The sequence below is a fragment of the Phenylobacterium sp. genome, assembly GCF_004297125.1.
In the GTDB taxonomy this organism is placed as follows: Bacteria; Pseudomonadota; Alphaproteobacteria; order Caulobacterales; family Caulobacteraceae; genus Phenylobacterium.
Genome location: NZ_SCVD01000037.1, coordinates 49,119 through 63,586, shown reverse-complemented (window position 1 = coordinate 63,586; position 14,468 = coordinate 49,119). Strand labels below are relative to the sequence as shown.

14 protein-coding genes and 2 pseudogenes are annotated in these 14,468 nt (G+C 68.5%); 7 read left to right on the top strand and 9 right to left on the bottom strand.

Annotation, left to right across the window (positions count from 1 at the left end; all coding sequences use genetic code 11):
* Nucleotides 1-367 precede the first annotated feature (367 nt).
* Both EPO51_RS24065 and EPO51_RS24060 read left to right on the top strand, forming a co-directional pair.
* Entirely contained in the window at nt 368-781 is a 414-nt protein-coding gene (locus tag EPO51_RS24065) for a hypothetical protein (RefSeq protein ID WP_293355800.1), read from the top strand.
* Complete coding sequence (locus EPO51_RS24060; protein ID WP_293355797.1) at nt 750-959, top strand: hypothetical protein; 210 nt, start codon at nt 750-752, stop codon at nt 957-959. Before EPO51_RS24065 ends, EPO51_RS24060 begins: the two co-directional genes overlap by 32 nt.
* Nucleotides 960-1,258: 299 nt before the next feature.
* Here EPO51_RS24060 and EPO51_RS24055 read toward each other — a convergent pair whose 3' ends face one another.
* A complete protein-coding gene (locus tag EPO51_RS24055) occupies nt 1,259-2,011 on the bottom strand; it encodes a TnsA endonuclease N-terminal domain-containing protein (protein WP_293355794.1) in 753 nt (250 codons plus the stop codon).
* A gap of 63 nt (nt 2,012-2,074) precedes the next feature.
* Between EPO51_RS24055 and EPO51_RS24050 the strand changes: the two are divergent.
* A pseudogene (locus tag EPO51_RS24050) lies at nt 2,075-2,779 on the top strand (ATP-binding protein); the annotation flags it as partial.
* On the opposite strand, the gene EPO51_RS24045 reads toward EPO51_RS24050, so the two are convergent.
* The 4 genes and pseudogenes from EPO51_RS24045 to EPO51_RS28105 form a co-directional block, all read right to left on the bottom strand.
* Nucleotides 2,722-3,168, bottom strand: a complete 447-nt coding sequence (locus EPO51_RS24045; protein ID WP_293355791.1) for a hypothetical protein — start codon at nt 3,166-3,168, stop codon at nt 2,722-2,724. The pseudogene EPO51_RS24050 and the gene EPO51_RS24045 overlap by 58 nt on opposite strands.
* A gap of 90 nt (nt 3,169-3,258) precedes the next feature.
* Entirely contained in the window at nt 3,259-3,621 is a 363-nt protein-coding gene (locus EPO51_RS24040) for a hypothetical protein (RefSeq protein ID WP_293355788.1), read from the bottom strand.
* Nucleotides 3,622-3,813: 192 nt separating this feature from the next.
* Complete coding sequence (locus EPO51_RS24035; protein ID WP_293355785.1) at nt 3,814-4,179, bottom strand: hypothetical protein; 366 nt, start codon at nt 4,177-4,179, stop codon at nt 3,814-3,816.
* Nucleotides 4,180-4,279: 100 nt separating this feature from the next.
* Nucleotides 4,280-4,444, bottom strand: a pseudogene (locus tag EPO51_RS28105) (response regulator transcription factor); the annotation flags it as partial.
* Nucleotides 4,445-4,609: 165 nt separating this feature from the next.
* Here EPO51_RS28105 and EPO51_RS24030 point away from each other — a divergent pair.
* Entirely contained in the window at nt 4,610-6,151 is a 1,542-nt protein-coding gene (locus EPO51_RS24030) for a response regulator (RefSeq protein WP_293355782.1), read from the top strand.
* Nucleotides 6,152-6,181: 30 nt separating this feature from the next.
* Nucleotides 6,182-7,531, top strand: a complete 1,350-nt coding sequence (locus tag EPO51_RS24025; protein ID WP_293355779.1) for an AmpG family muropeptide MFS transporter — start codon at nt 6,182-6,184, stop codon at nt 7,529-7,531.
* On the opposite strand, the gene EPO51_RS24020 is transcribed toward EPO51_RS24025, so the two are convergent.
* Genes EPO51_RS24020 through rlmN form a run of 3 tightly spaced genes read right to left on the bottom strand, consistent with a single transcriptional unit; the run spans nt 7,528 to nt 9,993 of the window.
* On the bottom strand, nt 7,528-8,358 hold the full coding sequence (locus EPO51_RS24020) for a S1 family peptidase (protein WP_293355776.1): 831 nt from the start codon (nt 8,356-8,358) through the stop codon (nt 7,528-7,530). The genes EPO51_RS24025 and EPO51_RS24020 overlap by 4 nt on opposite strands.
* Nucleotides 8,359-8,374: 16 nt before the next feature.
* Nucleotides 8,375-8,794 carry a DUF350 domain-containing protein gene (locus tag EPO51_RS24015; RefSeq protein WP_293355773.1) on the bottom strand — a complete coding sequence of 140 codons (420 nt, stop codon included), beginning with the start codon at nt 8,792-8,794 and terminating at the stop codon, nt 8,375-8,377.
* A 47-nt stretch (nt 8,795-8,841) separates the two neighbouring features.
* Nucleotides 8,842-9,993 (bottom strand): dual-specificity RNA methyltransferase RlmN, encoded by a 1,152-nt coding sequence (rlmN, locus tag EPO51_RS24010; RefSeq protein WP_293355770.1) that lies wholly within the window; start codon nt 9,991-9,993, stop codon nt 8,842-8,844.
* Nucleotides 9,994-10,148: 155 nt separating this feature from the next.
* Between rlmN and EPO51_RS24005 the strand changes: the two genes are divergently transcribed.
* The gene (locus EPO51_RS24005; protein ID WP_293355767.1) at nt 10,149-11,222 is read left to right on the top strand and encodes an Acg family FMN-binding oxidoreductase; all 1,074 of its coding nucleotides are present in this window, start codon (nt 10,149-10,151) and stop codon (nt 11,220-11,222) included.
* Between the two features lie 83 nt (nt 11,223-11,305).
* Complete coding sequence (locus tag EPO51_RS24000; RefSeq protein WP_293355765.1) at nt 11,306-12,304, top strand: NADPH:quinone oxidoreductase family protein; 999 nt, start codon at nt 11,306-11,308, stop codon at nt 12,302-12,304.
* Nucleotides 12,305-12,326: 22 nt separating this feature from the next.
* Here the strand turns inward: EPO51_RS24000 and EPO51_RS23995 are convergent, their stop codons facing one another.
* On the bottom strand, nt 12,327-14,468 hold the full coding sequence (locus EPO51_RS23995) for an outer membrane beta-barrel family protein (RefSeq protein ID WP_293355762.1): 2,142 nt from the start codon (nt 14,466-14,468) through the stop codon (nt 12,327-12,329).

The following is a 14,468-nucleotide window of genomic DNA, read 5'->3' as shown; positions in this document are numbered from 1 at the left end:
GATGCGAGAGGTCCTCCGCGAGCAGTCGCCCCAACTGGTAACACCTCTCCTTGGAGTTCCAGGCCTCTCAGTTCCAACCGGCCTGGTGAGTGGAATTCCGAGCGGCGTTCAGCTGCTTGCCCGCCGATTCCGAGAGGACCGCTGCTTTGTGGCAGCAAGCATCATCGAGCGTGCGCATCCTATGCCGACGCCGGTGGATCCTGTGTGAACATGAGGCCGCAGTCTGCATCACCTCCGGCTATGCGGTTAGCGGAGCGACTCCGCGCCCGACGGGCAAGCTCGGCTGCAGCTTGCACATGGCCTCCGATCGAGGCGCGCCCCAGTTCGCGACGCGGCGCGGACCCGCCAGGGCGCTCGCTTCGATACGATGACGACACTGAACGCCGAAAAGCAGCCAGGCGGCGATGCCTGTTTTCTCGACGGCGCCATCTACGACAGCCAAGCCAATTACGGGACATCGGTCGCGGACCCGTCTCGGGATTTCGAAGGGCGGCAGATGTACGCCGTTTCGAAGAATGGGGCAGGGGATGATCTGGTGTCCGAGGTCGCGCCCTCCGACGGACCTGACAGCGAAGGCGCGCTCGGCGTCTGGTATCTGACCAAGCTGGCCGACAAGCTCCGCATCGCAAGAGCGTTGGAATTACTGCTACAAGAATCCCGACGTCGCCATCGACCGGGCGGTGAGCCTCGAAAAGGTCAGCCAATGACGCTGCGGCTCGGCCGGGCTAGCATGAATTCCGCGAGGGCAGATGACGAAGCGCGTGAAGGTTTATCCGTTTAAGAAGTGGAGCCAGACACACGGCAACTACGTCGTTTCCGCACAACTTGCGACGCGCGAGGCGATCGAAGCGACGCAGGGCCTGGTCCTCATCCCGGAGGGCGCGCTGGAAGTCGACGTCTCGCTGCTCGACGGCAACGGCATAACCCGCCGACCATTGGAACAGCCCGATGGCGACTAGGGCCCGATCGGCCGACCGGCACTAGAGTATCCACGAGCACGAGGTCCCATGCGCCGTACGGCCAAGGCCGGAGCGGAACACATCTCACCGCCGCCGAGGACGCCGAAATCGGTCGTGAGGCCATCCGCAAAGGCGACTTCTTCGCTCACGAGAAGGTCGCGCAACTCATCGGCTTGTCTCCCGGCTATGTGCCGAAGTCCAATAGGTAGCTGCGGCCGGGAGTTCCCTAGCCACCGACGGCTACCCCCGCGCCGAACGGCTCGACCGCACGCCAGGTATCTTGGGGCCGCCTGAGATAGTCACCTCCTGCCGGAGGCAAAGGTCACCCACGTCATCGATGAGATTGGCAGTCCGCGATCACACTGAAGCTCCCCGAGGGCCATCATGCGATATATCGCTGCCAAGGTCCTGTGCGAGCTGAACCCTCTCCCGGTGACGGATGCGACAAGCTCTCGAATCCGCGCCGACTCTAGCGACCGCATTTTCGTCCTGATCAGTTCGATCAGATCGGCGTCGTGGGGGCGGTCCAAGTAGGGTGACAGTAGCTGCGCGTTCGTGAGCCAGCCGGAGTTCATTTGGAGGTCGGTGACCACTTTGAAGATCGTCGCCGGCTGCTTCCATGCCCAGACCCTCGCGGCCGCATAAGCCGCTCGCATGTCCCGTCTCGAGCGCCACAGATCTTCCAGCCGTTTCACTTCAACGACAACCCGCGTGAATGGCACGTCGGCCGAGGCTTGCAGATCAACCACGAAGTCGGGGGTGTACCGGCGCTCTGTCATGCGCGCGTGATCGAGATAGCGGATCTGCAATTGCTGCGCCCGCACCTTGCGAATGCGGGGTTCGATTCTGCACGAGACGAGAAAGTCACGCTCGAAGCTCGACTCGAACCCAACCGGCGCACCGTCGAACGGCACACGTAGCGTCCCGCGCGTCGCGCTCAGAGCTCGCGGCGTCGGGGCTGTGGAAAGCCAGTCCTCCCGCACATCCGAAACTAGACGCATTGCCTGTTGCGTTTTGCGATCCAGGCTCGCTGGCTGTTGAGCCGGGCTCATCGGCTGTTGTCCTCCTGGCGTGCAATCGGCCCCCGGAGGGTCATCGCCTTTTGCACTTTCACAGGCGGCCTGAAGGCCAAGCCGGGCGAGGTGAGCTTGGCGCACAACGGCGTCCTGTTCCTCGACGAACTCCCGGAATTCGGGACCCAGGCCCTGGACAGCCTGCGCCAACCCCTCGAAACCGGCGAGGTCGTGGTGGCCCGCGCCAACGCCCACGTCCGCTATCCCGCCCGCTTCCAGCTCGTGGCGGCCATGAACCCCTGCCGCTGCGGCCACGGCGGGGCGGGCCGCGGGGCCTGCGGGCGCGCGCCCCGCTGCCAGACCGACTACCAGGGTCGCATCTCGGGCCCGCTGATGGACCGTATCGACCTGCAGGTCGAGGTTCCGCCGGTGACGGCCGCCGACATGGCCCTGCCCCCGCCGGCGGAGGGCACCGCCGAGGCCTCCGCCCGCGTGCTGGCCGCCCGCGCGATGCAGCAGGATCGGGCGGCCGGGACCGACGGCGCGCCGCTGAACTCATTGGCCGAGGGCGATTTCCTGGAAAGCATCGTCGACCTCGATCCCCCGGCTCGCGCGCTGCTGGCCAAGGCGGCCGAACTGGGCGGCCTCTCGGCGCGCGGCTGGACCCGCACCCTGCGGCTAGCCCGCACCATCGCCGACCTGGACGGCTCCGGTCCGGTGCGCCGCGCGCATGTGGCCGAGGCGCTGATCTACCGCCGGGTCGCCCCGGGAACCTCGCTGGCGTCGCCGGCCTCGATCTCCGCGTAACGCTTCGGAGCGGTCCAGGAGCCGTAGCCGATCATGAAAAGGCAGAGGTAGTTCCAGATGCGCGCGGCGGTCCAATAGGCCCAACCGCTAATTCCGGCATCAAGGGCGTGCGCCACGTGAGTGGCCACGATGAGCAATCCGAACCCCGCCAGGAACAACGGCCAGAAGCGGCGACTTCGCATCGCTATGTAGACGTAGAGGCAGAACAAGCAGGTATCGATAATCAGGATTGGCCACTGGGTATCCTCGCTCTTCGCCCTGAAGGCGACCATCGAGATCGCCCAAGCTGCGAGCAATCCGGCCGACGCAAGCCGCTCCTCGTCGCGACCGCGCCACACCGCGAGGACGCAGACGACCATCAGCGCGGCGGGCCAGACCCAGATCGGCAATTGGTATGAGGACAAAGCTACGGCCCACGGATGTTCCGAGGGCCGTAGTCTGACAGACACTATCTTAGGTTGGAACCGCCGACCGGGCGCCTATGAGGCGATGCGAAGCGAACGCATGCGGGTACGGGTGAGCTCGACGCCTTGCGGCGGCGGCTTGTCGCCTTCGTCGCCGGCCATCTTCACCGCGCCCAGGCCGATCTGGACCTGCACGACGCTCAGTTCCTTGTGGGTCTCGACGATCGCCCGGCGGGCTTCGGCCAGGGCCATGATGGCTTGGCTCGCGCGCTCGACGGCGTCCTGGCCGATCAGGGCCGAGGCCCCGGCGGCCTTGCGCAGGCTGGGCATAACGCCTGCCAGCATCGCGGTTTTCGACAGGGCCGCGTCGATGGCAGATTCAGCTTCAAACAGGGCCCCGGCGACTTGCTCGGCGGCCATACGGCGTTCTTTGAGCATGACTTCTCTCCATGCGCGGCGTGGATCACGGCGCGCCTTGATTGTTGCGAAAACAGGGTTTCTTGGCCGTTCAGGCCTTTAGTAAACTTGCCGCCAGGTCGTTGAGGTAATGCAGCCCGGCCAACATCCCTCCGAACGCGAGGGCGGTGACGAGGGCGATCCCGACGATCGCGCCGACCCGGAGCGCGGGGCTCAGATCGTTTCTGCGGCTCCAGGCTCCGGCTCGCCCTTGAAGTTCTCGTCGAGGAGAACCCAGGTCAGGCAGAGGATCTCGCGCAGCACCATTTCCGGCGGCTTGAACGGCGCCAGTTTCCGGGTAGCCGAAACCAAGTGCCGCGCCATGTCCGCCTGCGTCGGAGTCGCCGAAAGATCGACGAGCTGCCGCTCGAGCTGCGTCCAGGAAAAGCCGGGAAGGAGTTCCTCCCGTTTCGCCAGGGCCGGCCAACGCGCTTCGAAGTCGTCGATCTCCCGGCGAAGGCGTAGCGCCCTCCCAATCACCGCTCTGTTCTCGAAGTTCGGTTGCTGACCCATCGGACGCCCCATCTGTTGCCGGCTCATCGGGCCAGCTTGGAGCGGCGCTGTCTGTCCTGATCGCGTCTTGTCCTGACGCGATCAGGACAGGATTCACCTCGACGTCGCGGAGGAGTTTCGCCGCCTTGAAGCGGTCGTCGACGCCCAGCTTGCGGCGGGCGCGGTCACAGTAGGTGTCGACGGAGGTCTTCGACATGCCCAGCTCGCGGGCGATCTGCTTCGAGCTCAAATGCTGATCGACAAGGCGCAGACAGTCGCGCTCTCGTTGCGTCAATAGCTCGACAGGGTTCATGACGCTCCCCCAAAGCGCACTACGGACCTTATGGCCTAGTAAACGACGGCTTTCGCGTTCCGTCTACTTAACCGCGTAGAAAACGCTGTTTCGCGTTGTTTTGTAGCAGCGGGGCGCCCCGGGCTTGACCGACCGTTAAGTCGTTACGCTTAAGCCTTGCGCCCCATGCGTAGACCCTCTCGTCCCCTATCCGAGCGCCGCCCGACCCGCGCCCAGATCAGCGCTGAGCAGCTCGCCTCGCTCAGCCACGAGTTCCGTACGCCCCTGAACGGCGTCCTGGGCATGGCCCGCCTGCTGGAGGGCACCAAGCTCACCGCCGAGCAGAAGGCCTATGTGTCCGCGCTCCACGACAGCGGCCAGCACCTGCTGACGCTGGTCAACGACGTGCTCGACTACGCCAAGCTGGGCGCCGGGCGCGTGGAGCTGCATCCCGCCCCGACCGACATCGAGGGCCTGCTGCGCGGCGTGGCCGAACTGCTGTCGCCCCGCGCGCGGGAAAAGGGCCTGGAAATCGTCTGGGCCGCGCCGGCCGCCCCGGCCTCGATCCAGGCCGACGAGGGCCGCCTGCGCCAAATCCTGCTCAACTTCGCCGGGAACGCCGTCAAGTTCACCGAGGACGGCGGCGTGTTGATCGCCGCCTCCGTCCCGCAACCGGGCCGCCTGCGGCTGCGGGTGGAGGACACCGGCCCGGGCGTGTCCAAACCCCACCGGGAGCGGATCTTCGAGGAATTCGCCCAGGCCGAAGCCGCCCACGCCGACCTCGGCGGCGCCGGACTTGGGCTGGCGATCGCGCGGCGGCTGGCCCGCGCCATGGGCGGCGATGTCGGGGTCGAGACCGCGCCCGGCGGCGGCGCCTGCTTCTGGTTCGAGGCCTCGTTCCCGGTGCTGCCGGCCGCCGTACCCGCCCGGGCGCTGGAGGGCCGCACCATCGGCGTGGCCTCGCCCAATCCCATGGTCCGCGAGGCCGCGCGGCTGCAGATCGAGGCCTGCGGCGGCGAGGTTGTCGTCGCCCCGGCCCTGCCCGAAGCCATCGCCCGCACCCGGCCCGGCGACGTGATTCTGGTCGACGCGAGCCTGGCGGCCGCCAACGGGGCGCTCCGCCCGCCCCTGCAGCGTCCGGCCATCGTGCTGCTGGCGCCCGACGAGCGCGACCGGATCGCCCGTTACCGCCGGTCGGGTTTCGCCGGCTACCTGATCAAGCCGCTCCGCCGCGCCTCGCTGGCGGAGCGCGTGCTGATCGCCGCCGGCGCCGCCGCCGACCCCAGCCAGCCAGCCCAGATCGACGAACGCGTGGTCACCGCCGCCGCCCCCGGTGCGCGCATCCTGCTGGTCGAGGACAATCCCATCAACGCGCTGCTGGCCCGCGCCCTGCTGACCCGCGAGGGCTGCGAGGTGGAGCATGCCACAAGCGGGGCCGAGGCCCTCGCGGCCGCCGAGGTCGAGGCCTACGACCTGATCCTGATGGACATGCGCATGCCCGGCCTCTCCGGCGAGGAGACCGCGCGCAAGCTGCGCGAGAACGGCGTCAAGACCCCGATCGTGGCCCTGACGGCCAACGCCTTCGAGGACGACCGCCACGCCTGCCTCGCGGCCGGCATGGACGATTTCCTGGTCAAGCCGCTGTCGCCGGACGCCCTGCGCGTCGCCCTCACCCGCTGGACCGGGTCCGCCTTTACGAAGCCCGCGGCGCGCGCCAAGTTCGGCTGATCCCGAGGGGCGCTTCGCCCGGAGATCAGAATGTCCGACAAGCCCGCGGCCAAGCGCAAGCGCACCGCCATGGATGTGGTCCGCTCACTGCGCCAGCCCAAGGTCGCGGTCATGCTGGCCCTGGGCTTCAGCTCGGGTCTGCCGTTCCTGCTGACCGCGGGCACGTTCGGCTACTGGCTGCGCGACGAAGGCACCACGCTCAAGGCCATCGGCTTCATCTCCTGGGTCGGGATGGCCTATGTCCTGAAGCCCGTCTGGGCGCCGATCGTCGACCGCGTGGATGTTCCGATCTTCGGCCGCCTCGGGCGCAGGCGCGGCTGGATGATGCTGTCGCAATTCGTCGTCGCGTTCGGGCTGATCGCGATGGCCGTGTCAGGCCCCGCGGACCTCACCAAGATCGGCGCCTTCGCCCTGCTGGTCGCCCTGGCTTCCGCCACCCAGGACATCGTGGTGGACGCCTGGCGGATCGAAGCCTCGTCCGACCCCGAGGAGATCGGTCTCCTCGCCTCGGCCTATTCCATGGGATACCGCGTCGCCATCATCATCGCCGACGCCGCGATCATCGCGTACGCCGCCCATCTCGGCTGGCCCCAATCCTATGTCGCCATGGCGGTGCTGATGGGAATCGGCGTGGCCGCCAGCTTCTTCGCCATGGAACCGGCGAAGGCCGACGCCGTGATGCAGGCGAAGGCGCCGCTGTGGACGCCTCGCGGCTTCTTCGATGCGGTCGTCGGCCCGTTCATCGACTTCTTCGCCACCCACAAGACGCTGGGCTTCCTGATGCTGGCGGCCATCGCGGCCTATCGGCTTCCCGACTACCTGATGGGGCCGATGTATAATCCGTTTTACCACGACCTGGGCCTGACGAAGGACACGGTGGCGGTGGTGCGGGCCGCCACCGGCCTGCCCGGCGCTTTCGTCGGCATCGCCGTCTCCGGCCTGTGCGCGGTGAGGTTCGGCCTCTTCCCGACCCTGATCGCAGGGTCGGTCCTCCAGGGCGTGGGCACGGCGGCCTTCGCCCTTCTCACCATCTCCCACGAGATACCGATCTTCACGGCGGTGATGGCGCTGGACAACTTCGCTCAGGCCTTCGCCGGCGTGGCGCTGGTGGCCTACATGTCGAGCCTCACCGGACTGGGCTACACGGCCACACAGTACGCCTTGCTGTCCTCGACCTACGCCTTCCTGGGCAAGTTCCTGAAGGGCTTCTCCGGCGCGGCGGTCGACGGCCTGGCCCAGACCCAGGGGCTGATGGGCGCGTACGCCACCTCGTGGATCGCCACCGGCCTGACGGCGATCCCGCCGATCCTGCTCTTCCTGCTGCTGGCCCGCTATCAGCGCCGCCGCGACGACGCTGCGGCGACGGCTCAGACCAGCTAGTCCAGGCAGACCACCTGGGCCACCTGCAGCTCGCGGCGCAGGTCGTCGGCGACATAGAAGTAGTTCTGGGGCGTGATGGGCTCGCCCAGGGCGGCGGTGGCGTCGGCGCGGCGATTGTTGGCCGCCAGGGTCGCGCGCACGATCTCCGGCGCGGTGGTGTAGATGCGGCCGCGGCGCGGGCTCTCGGCGATGGTCACGCCCAGCACCCGGCCCTGGGCGTCCAGCGCCGGCGCGCCCGACAGCCCACCCAGCGTACCCTCCAGCCCTTCGGTCCGTCCGGTCTCGGCCCAGACCAGCACCGGCTCGGTGCGCGCGCCGTGGCCGCGCACCACCAGGTTCTCCCGGCCCAGCAGCCGCGAGCTGGCCTCGCCCGGCTCGCCCTGCGGGAAGCCGGGGTGGAAGGCCCGCTGGCCGCGGCGCAGCGGTTCGGCCAGGCCCAGCGGCAGGGGGGCCGCCCCGCCCTCGGTGAACAGCAGCGCCGCCTCGCCGCGCGGATCGACCCGGACGTTCACCGCCACGCCGGTCCCCGGACCCACCACGATGGCGGCCCGACGGCAGCCGTCGACGACGTGGCGGGCGGTGAGCCAGACGCCCGCCCTGGCGATGGAGAAGGCCGTGCCGGCGGCCGGACCCACCTTGGCCGGCACATCGACCACCACCGAGGGGTCGAACGGCGAGGCCGGGCCCAGCGCCTCGCCCAGAGGGTCGGCGCCCTTGGGCGGCGGCGGCGGCGCGTCGGTGCGCTCGTCCCGGCCCAGGGCGGCGAACAGCAGCGCCACCACGATCGCGGCGTAGACCACCCAATCCGGCAGCCGCGGAAACTTCATGTCAGCCCAAGCCCGCCTAACTACGCGCGGCCGCGACGATCAGGGCCGTGGCGATCTTGGCGCCCACCAGCAGGGCGGCGGCCGAGATCTCGCCCTCCTGGATCCGCTTGGGCAGGCCGCGCAGGATCATGTCCACCAGCCGGAAGACCAGCAGCTGGACCACCACGGTCACCGCGCCCCACAGACCGATCTCGATGACGTTGGTCGAGGCCCGCAGCGACGCCGCCAGCGGGATCGCCAACCCCAGCAGCACCCCGCCCAGCGACACGGCCGCGGCCGTGTTGCCCTCGCGGATCAGGGTGATCTCCTTGTGCGGGGTGAGCAGCACATAGAGCGCCGCCGCCGCGAACAGGATGATGACCGTGACCCCCGCGTGGGCGAGGAACACCGGGAATCCGGCGGCGAAGGCCTGGATCTCTGGCGATGGTGTCGGCATGCAACGCGTCCCCGAAACTAGGCCGAACCGTTACCACGGAGGCGTTACTATTCCGAAACGGCAGCCTTGCGCCGGGCGCTGGCGCGCACCTTCTCGCTCTCGCTCTTCAGCTGGCCGCAGGCGGCGAGGATGTCGCGGCCGCGCGGCGTGCGGATCGGCGAGGCGTAGCCGCCCCGGTTCAGGATCGCGGCGAAGGCCTCGATCGTCGACCAGGACGAGCACTCGTAGCCGCTGCCCGGCCACGGGTTGAACGGGATCAGGTTGATCTTGGCCGGGACGCCCTTGAGCAACTGGACCAGGGCCTTGGCCTCGGCCGGGCTGTCGTTGACGCCCTTCAGCATCACATATTCGAACGTCACGCGGTTGGCGTTCGACAGGCCGGGATAGGCGCGGATGCCGGCCATCAGCTCGGCCAGCGGGTACTTCTTGTTGAGCGGCACCAGCTTCTCGCGCAGCTCGTCGTTGGTGGCGTGCAGCGAGATCGCCAGGCCCGCCCGCGTCTTCTCGCCCAGGGCCTGGAGCTGCGGCACGACGCCGGAGGTCGAGACCGTGATCCGCCGGCGCGAGATCGCGATGCCCTCGTTGTCGGAGATGATGTCGATGGCCTTGGCCACATGGTCGAGATTGTAGAGGGGCTCGCCCATGCCCATGAAGACGATGTTGGTGAGCTTGCGGTCTTCCTTCGGCGACGGCCATTCGCCCAGGTCGTCGCGAGCCACCTGCACCTGGGCCACGATCTCGGCGGCGGTCAGGTTGCGCACCAGGGCTTGGGTGCCCGTGTGGCAGAAGGTGCAGTTCAATGTGCAGCCGACCTGCGAGCTCACGCACAACGCGCCGGCCCGGCCCACGTCGGGGATGTAGACGGTCTCCACCTCGATGCCCGGACCCATGCGGATCAGGTACTTCCGCGTGCCGTCCTTGGAGACCTGGCGCTCGACGATGTGCGGGCGCGCCAGGCTGAAGGCGGCGGCGAGGGCCGCGCGGGTTTCCTTCGCGACGTCCGTCATCTCGGCGAAGTCGGTCACGCCATAGTGGTGGATCCACCGCCAAAGCTGGCTGGCCCGCATCTTGGCCTTGGCCTCGGGGACCACCCCGGCCTCGACCAGCGCGGCCGCCAGCTCCTTCCGGTCGAGACCGGTGAGGTTGGGCGGCACAAGCGCTTTGGCCGGCGCGCGGCTGAGATCGAGGGTCACGCCCAAGGAATTCGGTCCTTCTGGAGAGCGGCGAATATAGGCGACGCGGCGTCCGTCACCAAATCGCTGCCGCCGGACGCGTCGCCGCAGGCGTTGACGGGGGTCAAGGCGCTGCTCGCCCTCGGGTGGGACGAACGGGCGACGCGACAGGAGACCTCCAGATGCTCTCACGCAGAACGGTGGCGCTTGGCTTGGCTGCCGCGCCCCTGGCCGCCTGCGGGTCGAACGAGGCTTATCGCGACGCCGTCACCGCGACTTGGCGGCTGATCGATCCCGACGGGCCCGGCTTTCCGGCCCGTGCGCTCGTGCATGCCGCGACGCTGGCGGCGAACAGCCACAACACCCAGCCCTGGCGCTTCGTCGTGGCGGGTCAAACTATCGGGATCCAGCCGGATTACGCCCGACGGACCCCGGTGGTCGATCCGGACGACCATCACCTGTTCGCGAGCCTGGGCTGCGCCGCCGAGACCTTGCTGCAGGCCGCGCCGCACTACGGCTGGCAGGGACAGATCGAGAGCTTCGACGCTCGCCGCGGGGCGCGCCTCATCTTTGAACGCGTCGCGCGTCCGGAGGCGGCCCTGGCCCCCGCGATTCCCCGCAGGGCTTCGACGCGGGGCGAGTACGACGGCCAGCCAGCGCCGGTCGCCGTGCTACGGGCCCTGGAGCGAGCAGGCCAGGGCACGGTGGACACGGTGCTCGTCACCGATCGCCGGCGGCTCGAGCAGGCCACCGAGTTCATCGTTCGCGGCAACACGGCTCAGGTGCAAAGCCCCGCCTTCCGCCGCGAGCTGAAGGCCTGGATCCGCTTCGACGGCGCCGAGGCTGCGCGTCGCCGCGACGGGCTCTATGCCGCATCGTCGGGCAATCCCACGCTGCCCCGGGCGTTGGGGGCGCTGGCGTTCGACCTCGCGTTCACCGAAAAGGGCGAGACCAAAAAGATCGTAAGCCAGATGCGCAGCTCGGCCGGGCTTGCGGTGTTCTCCGCCGCCACGAACGACCCCCGCGGCTGGCTGGAGGCCGGCCGCGCCTACACTCGCTTTGCCCTGATGGCGGAAATCGCCGGCCTGCGGACCGCGTTCCTCAACCAGCCCGTGGAGGACGCGCCCACCCGCGGGCCGTTCGCCGCCTGGCTGGGAACATCGGGCCGCCGCCCGGACTTGGTCGTGCGTTTTGGCCAGGGGCCGGGCCTGCCGCGATCCCTTCGGCGGCCGGTCCGCGACGTGCTTTCCGCCTGAGCGGCGCCCCGCGGGCTTCAAACATCCGTTCGACTTGGTTAGGGTCGCGCCGCAAATCGCCAGACCAACCGGGAGAGACGTCGATGAAAGCACTGTTGAGCAAGGCCGTCGGCGGCCCGGACACGCTGGTGCTGGAGGATGTCCCCTCGCCCGAGGCCAAACCCGGCCAGGCCGTCGTCTCGGTCAAGGCCATCGGGGTCAACTTTCCCGACGTGCTGATCATCGAGGACAAGTACCAGTTCAAGCCCGAGCGCCCGTTCTCGCCCGGCGGCGAGATCAGCGGGATCGTGAAGTCGGTAGGCGAGGGCGTGACCAATGTGAAGCCGGGCGACCGGGTGCTGGGCAACACCGGCTGGGGCGGCATGGCCGAGGAGCTGGCGCTGGAAGCCACCCGGCTGGTGAAGATCCCCGACTCCATGCCCTTCGACGACGCCGCGGCCTTCATCATGACCTACGGCACCAGCTGGCATGCGCTGAAGGACCGCGCGAACCTGCAACCTGGCCAGTCCCTGCTGGTGCTGGGCGCCGCGGGCGGCGTGGGCCTGGCGGCCGTGGAGCTGGGCAAGGCCATGGGCGCCAACGTCATCGCCGCGGCTTCCAGCCAGGAGAAGATCGACCTCTGCCTCAGCCGTGGCGCGACCTCCGGCGTGGTCTATCCGAAAGGGCCCTTCGACCGCGACGGCCAGAAGGCGCTGGGCGCGCTCTTCAAGGACGCCACCGGCCCGAACGGCGCCGACGTGATCTATGACGCCATCGGCGACGCGTATGCCGAGCCCGCCCTGCGCTCCATCGCCTGGGAGGGAAAATATCTGGTGGTCGGCTTCGCGGCCGGCGAGATTCCCAAGATCCCGCTGAACCTGGCGCTGCTGAAGGGCTGCGAGATCGTGGGCGTCTTCTGGGGCGCCTGGGTCGGCAAGAACCCCAGGAAGCACCAGGAGAGCGTGGCGGAACTCCTGCAAATGTACGCCGACGGCAAGATCAAGCCTTACGTCTCCGAGCGCTTCGCCCTGGCCGACGCGTCGAAGGCCATCGCCCATCTCGCCAGCCGCAAGGCCATGGGCAAGGTCGTGGTCACGGTCTGATCCCGATGACGAGCGGCGGGGGTCACGGCGTAGGTCCGCCGCTTCCCCCGCCGAAGTCGAAGCCCGGGTCGCGGGCCTTGCCGCCGCCCAGGGTCCAGACGATGCCGATCTGGACGCCCCGCGTGTCCACGCTCTGGCTGACGCGTCGCTTCAGGATCGGCGTATCGACCACCTCCTTGTAGGAGAAGGTGTCCAGCACGTCCTGGAACGTGATCAGGCCCGAGACCCGGTCGTTGAACTTGTGGCGGTAGCCGATGTTCAGCATCCCGAACGGCTGGATGTAGCCTTGCGCGGTCAGACGCTTGGCGTTGGCGAAGCCGTTGATCTGGATCAGGTCGTCCGGCGTCATCTGCCAACTCAGGCTGGCGCGGCCTGACACGGTCACCGTCGAGCGCTTTCCGAGGTTCTGCGCCGAGCCGTCAAGTTCGTTCCAGTAGAGGTTGCTGCTGACGTTGTAGGTCAGCTTGGGCCCCAGTCGACCGTTGGCCACCAGCTCCAGCCCGCCGGCCCGGGTCTGGGCGACATTGTCCCGCGTCACCAGGAAGATCCCGCCGCCCAGGTCGCGGGTGACGTCCGACAGCACCTTGTCGTTCTCGCGGTAGTAGAGCGTCGCCAGGTAGTTCACCGGGCTCTTCCGATACTGCCAGCCCAATTCGAACGACTGCGTCTGCTGCGGCTTCAGGTTCGGATTGCCCGAGCGATAGGTGACCGGGTCCAGCAGGAACGGAAAGGGATTGTAGAAATCCGGGTCGGGCCGCTGAACTCGCTGGCTGTAGCTGGCGGTGAAGGTCTGGGTGTCGGTCGCCTTCCACGAGACGTGCAGGCTGGGATAGACCCGTGAACTGTCGTTTTCGTCCTTTCGGCCGAGCGTCGCCTGGGTCAGGTCGATCCGGGAGTCTTCCAGCCGCAGGCCCGCCAGCACGGTCACGTCGCCGATCGGCCGCTCATAAGTGACGTAGGCCTGGCTGAGCAGCTGCTCGAACTTGAACAGGCTCGTGAGCGCTGGATCGGGGACGGCGCCGGGCGCGGTGGGCCCCCGGAAGCCGAGGTTCAGTTGGCTGTTGTCGTCGCGCTGGACGTCGAAGCCCAGCTTCAGCTTCGCGCCGTCGGCGAAGGGCCGCACGTAATCGGCCTTCAGCTGGATCTGCTGGTAGTCGTTGTAGGTGGGCTGGTCGTCGAAGGCGTCCGGCAGCGCCGGCAGGCGGCTGAAGGTGGCCCCCCTTCGCTGGCGGTCGTAGTCGATGGCCTCGTAGCTCAGGCTCAGCGAAACCTCGTGGCCCTCGCCGCCCAGCTTGCGGCGTAGGCCGGTGGTGAGTTCGCGATTGAATCGTTTCTGCCGGACGCTCGTCGCGCGATCGAAAACCTCCACCAGGGCGTCGAGACTGTCGCTCCGCTCTGTATGGGTCAGGCTATCCAGGTCGAAGCGAAAGCGCTGGACCCGCAGTTCGCCGGTCAGCCGTGTATCGGCGTCCAGGTCGTAGTCGACACTGGCGCGGCCGCCGATCAAGTCGACGGTGACGTGGTTCACGCCGGCGACATCCGAGTCGGCGAACAGGCCCGTCGCGGGATCGAGGCGCGAGCGGTCCTCCCCCGTATGCTGCTTCTGCGGGTCGTGGCGGATGAAGGCGTCCGCCGAGACACTCAGTTTCTCGCCGTTGTACCCGGTGCTGGCGTTGGCGAAGACGCGCTCGCTCGTCCCGACGGTGAGCCGCGCGGAACCGGTCTGTCCGGCGCCCTTGGCCTTCTTGGTCACCAGGTTGATGATCCCGGCCGTGCCATCGGCGCGGAACTCCGCCGAGGGGTTGGTGATCACCTCCACCCGCTCGATGCGCTCGGCCGGCAGCGCCTGCAGCGCCTGGCCCTTTCCCTCGCCGCGGAACTGGCCGGAGGGTTTGCCGTCGATCAGGATGGTGACGTTCGGATCGCCGCGCAGGGCGACATTGCCGTTCACGTCGACCTCGACGGACGGCACGTTGCGCAAGGCGTCGCCGATCGACCCGCTCTGGGCCTGCAGGTCGGCGGCGACGCTGTAGCTGCGCCGGTCGATGGACGCCTGCACCGCCGGCGCCTGGCCGGTCACCACCACCTCACCCACGGTTCCGGCCGCCGGCTTAGGGGCGGGGTTCGCGGGCGGGGTCTGCGCGGCGGCTGCGGACGGGAGCAC

Excerpts from the sequence above, each read along its gene's own strand:
- EPO51_RS24040 (WP_293355788.1), bottom strand. The coding sequence starts at position 3,621 with ATGCTCAAAGAACGCCGTATGGCCGCCGAGCAAGTCGCCGGGGCCCTG.
- EPO51_RS24065 (WP_293355800.1), top strand. The coding sequence starts at position 368 with ATGACGACACTGAACGCCGAAAAGCAGCCAGGCGGCGATGCCTGTTTT.
- EPO51_RS24035 (WP_293355785.1), bottom strand. The coding sequence starts at position 4,179 with ATGAGCCGGCAACAGATGGGGCGTCCGATGGGTCAGCAACCGAACTTC.
- EPO51_RS24060 (WP_293355797.1), top strand. The coding sequence starts at position 750 with ATGACGAAGCGCGTGAAGGTTTATCCGTTTAAGAAGTGGAGCCAGACA.
- EPO51_RS24055 (WP_293355794.1), bottom strand. The coding sequence starts at position 2,011 with ATGAGCCCGGCTCAACAGCCAGCGAGCCTGGATCGCAAAACGCAACAG.
- EPO51_RS24020 (WP_293355776.1), bottom strand. The coding sequence starts at position 8,358 with ATGAAGTTTCCGCGGCTGCCGGATTGGGTGGTCTACGCCGCGATCGTG.
- EPO51_RS24015 (WP_293355773.1), bottom strand. The coding sequence starts at position 8,794 with ATGCCGACACCATCGCCAGAGATCCAGGCCTTCGCCGCCGGATTCCCG.
- EPO51_RS24005 (WP_293355767.1), top strand. The coding sequence starts at position 10,149 with ATGCTCTCACGCAGAACGGTGGCGCTTGGCTTGGCTGCCGCGCCCCTG.
- EPO51_RS24025 (WP_293355779.1), top strand. The coding sequence starts at position 6,182 with ATGTCCGACAAGCCCGCGGCCAAGCGCAAGCGCACCGCCATGGATGTG.
- EPO51_RS24000 (WP_293355765.1), top strand. The coding sequence starts at position 11,306 with ATGAAAGCACTGTTGAGCAAGGCCGTCGGCGGCCCGGACACGCTGGTG.
- EPO51_RS24030 (WP_293355782.1), top strand. The coding sequence starts at position 4,610 with ATGCGTAGACCCTCTCGTCCCCTATCCGAGCGCCGCCCGACCCGCGCC.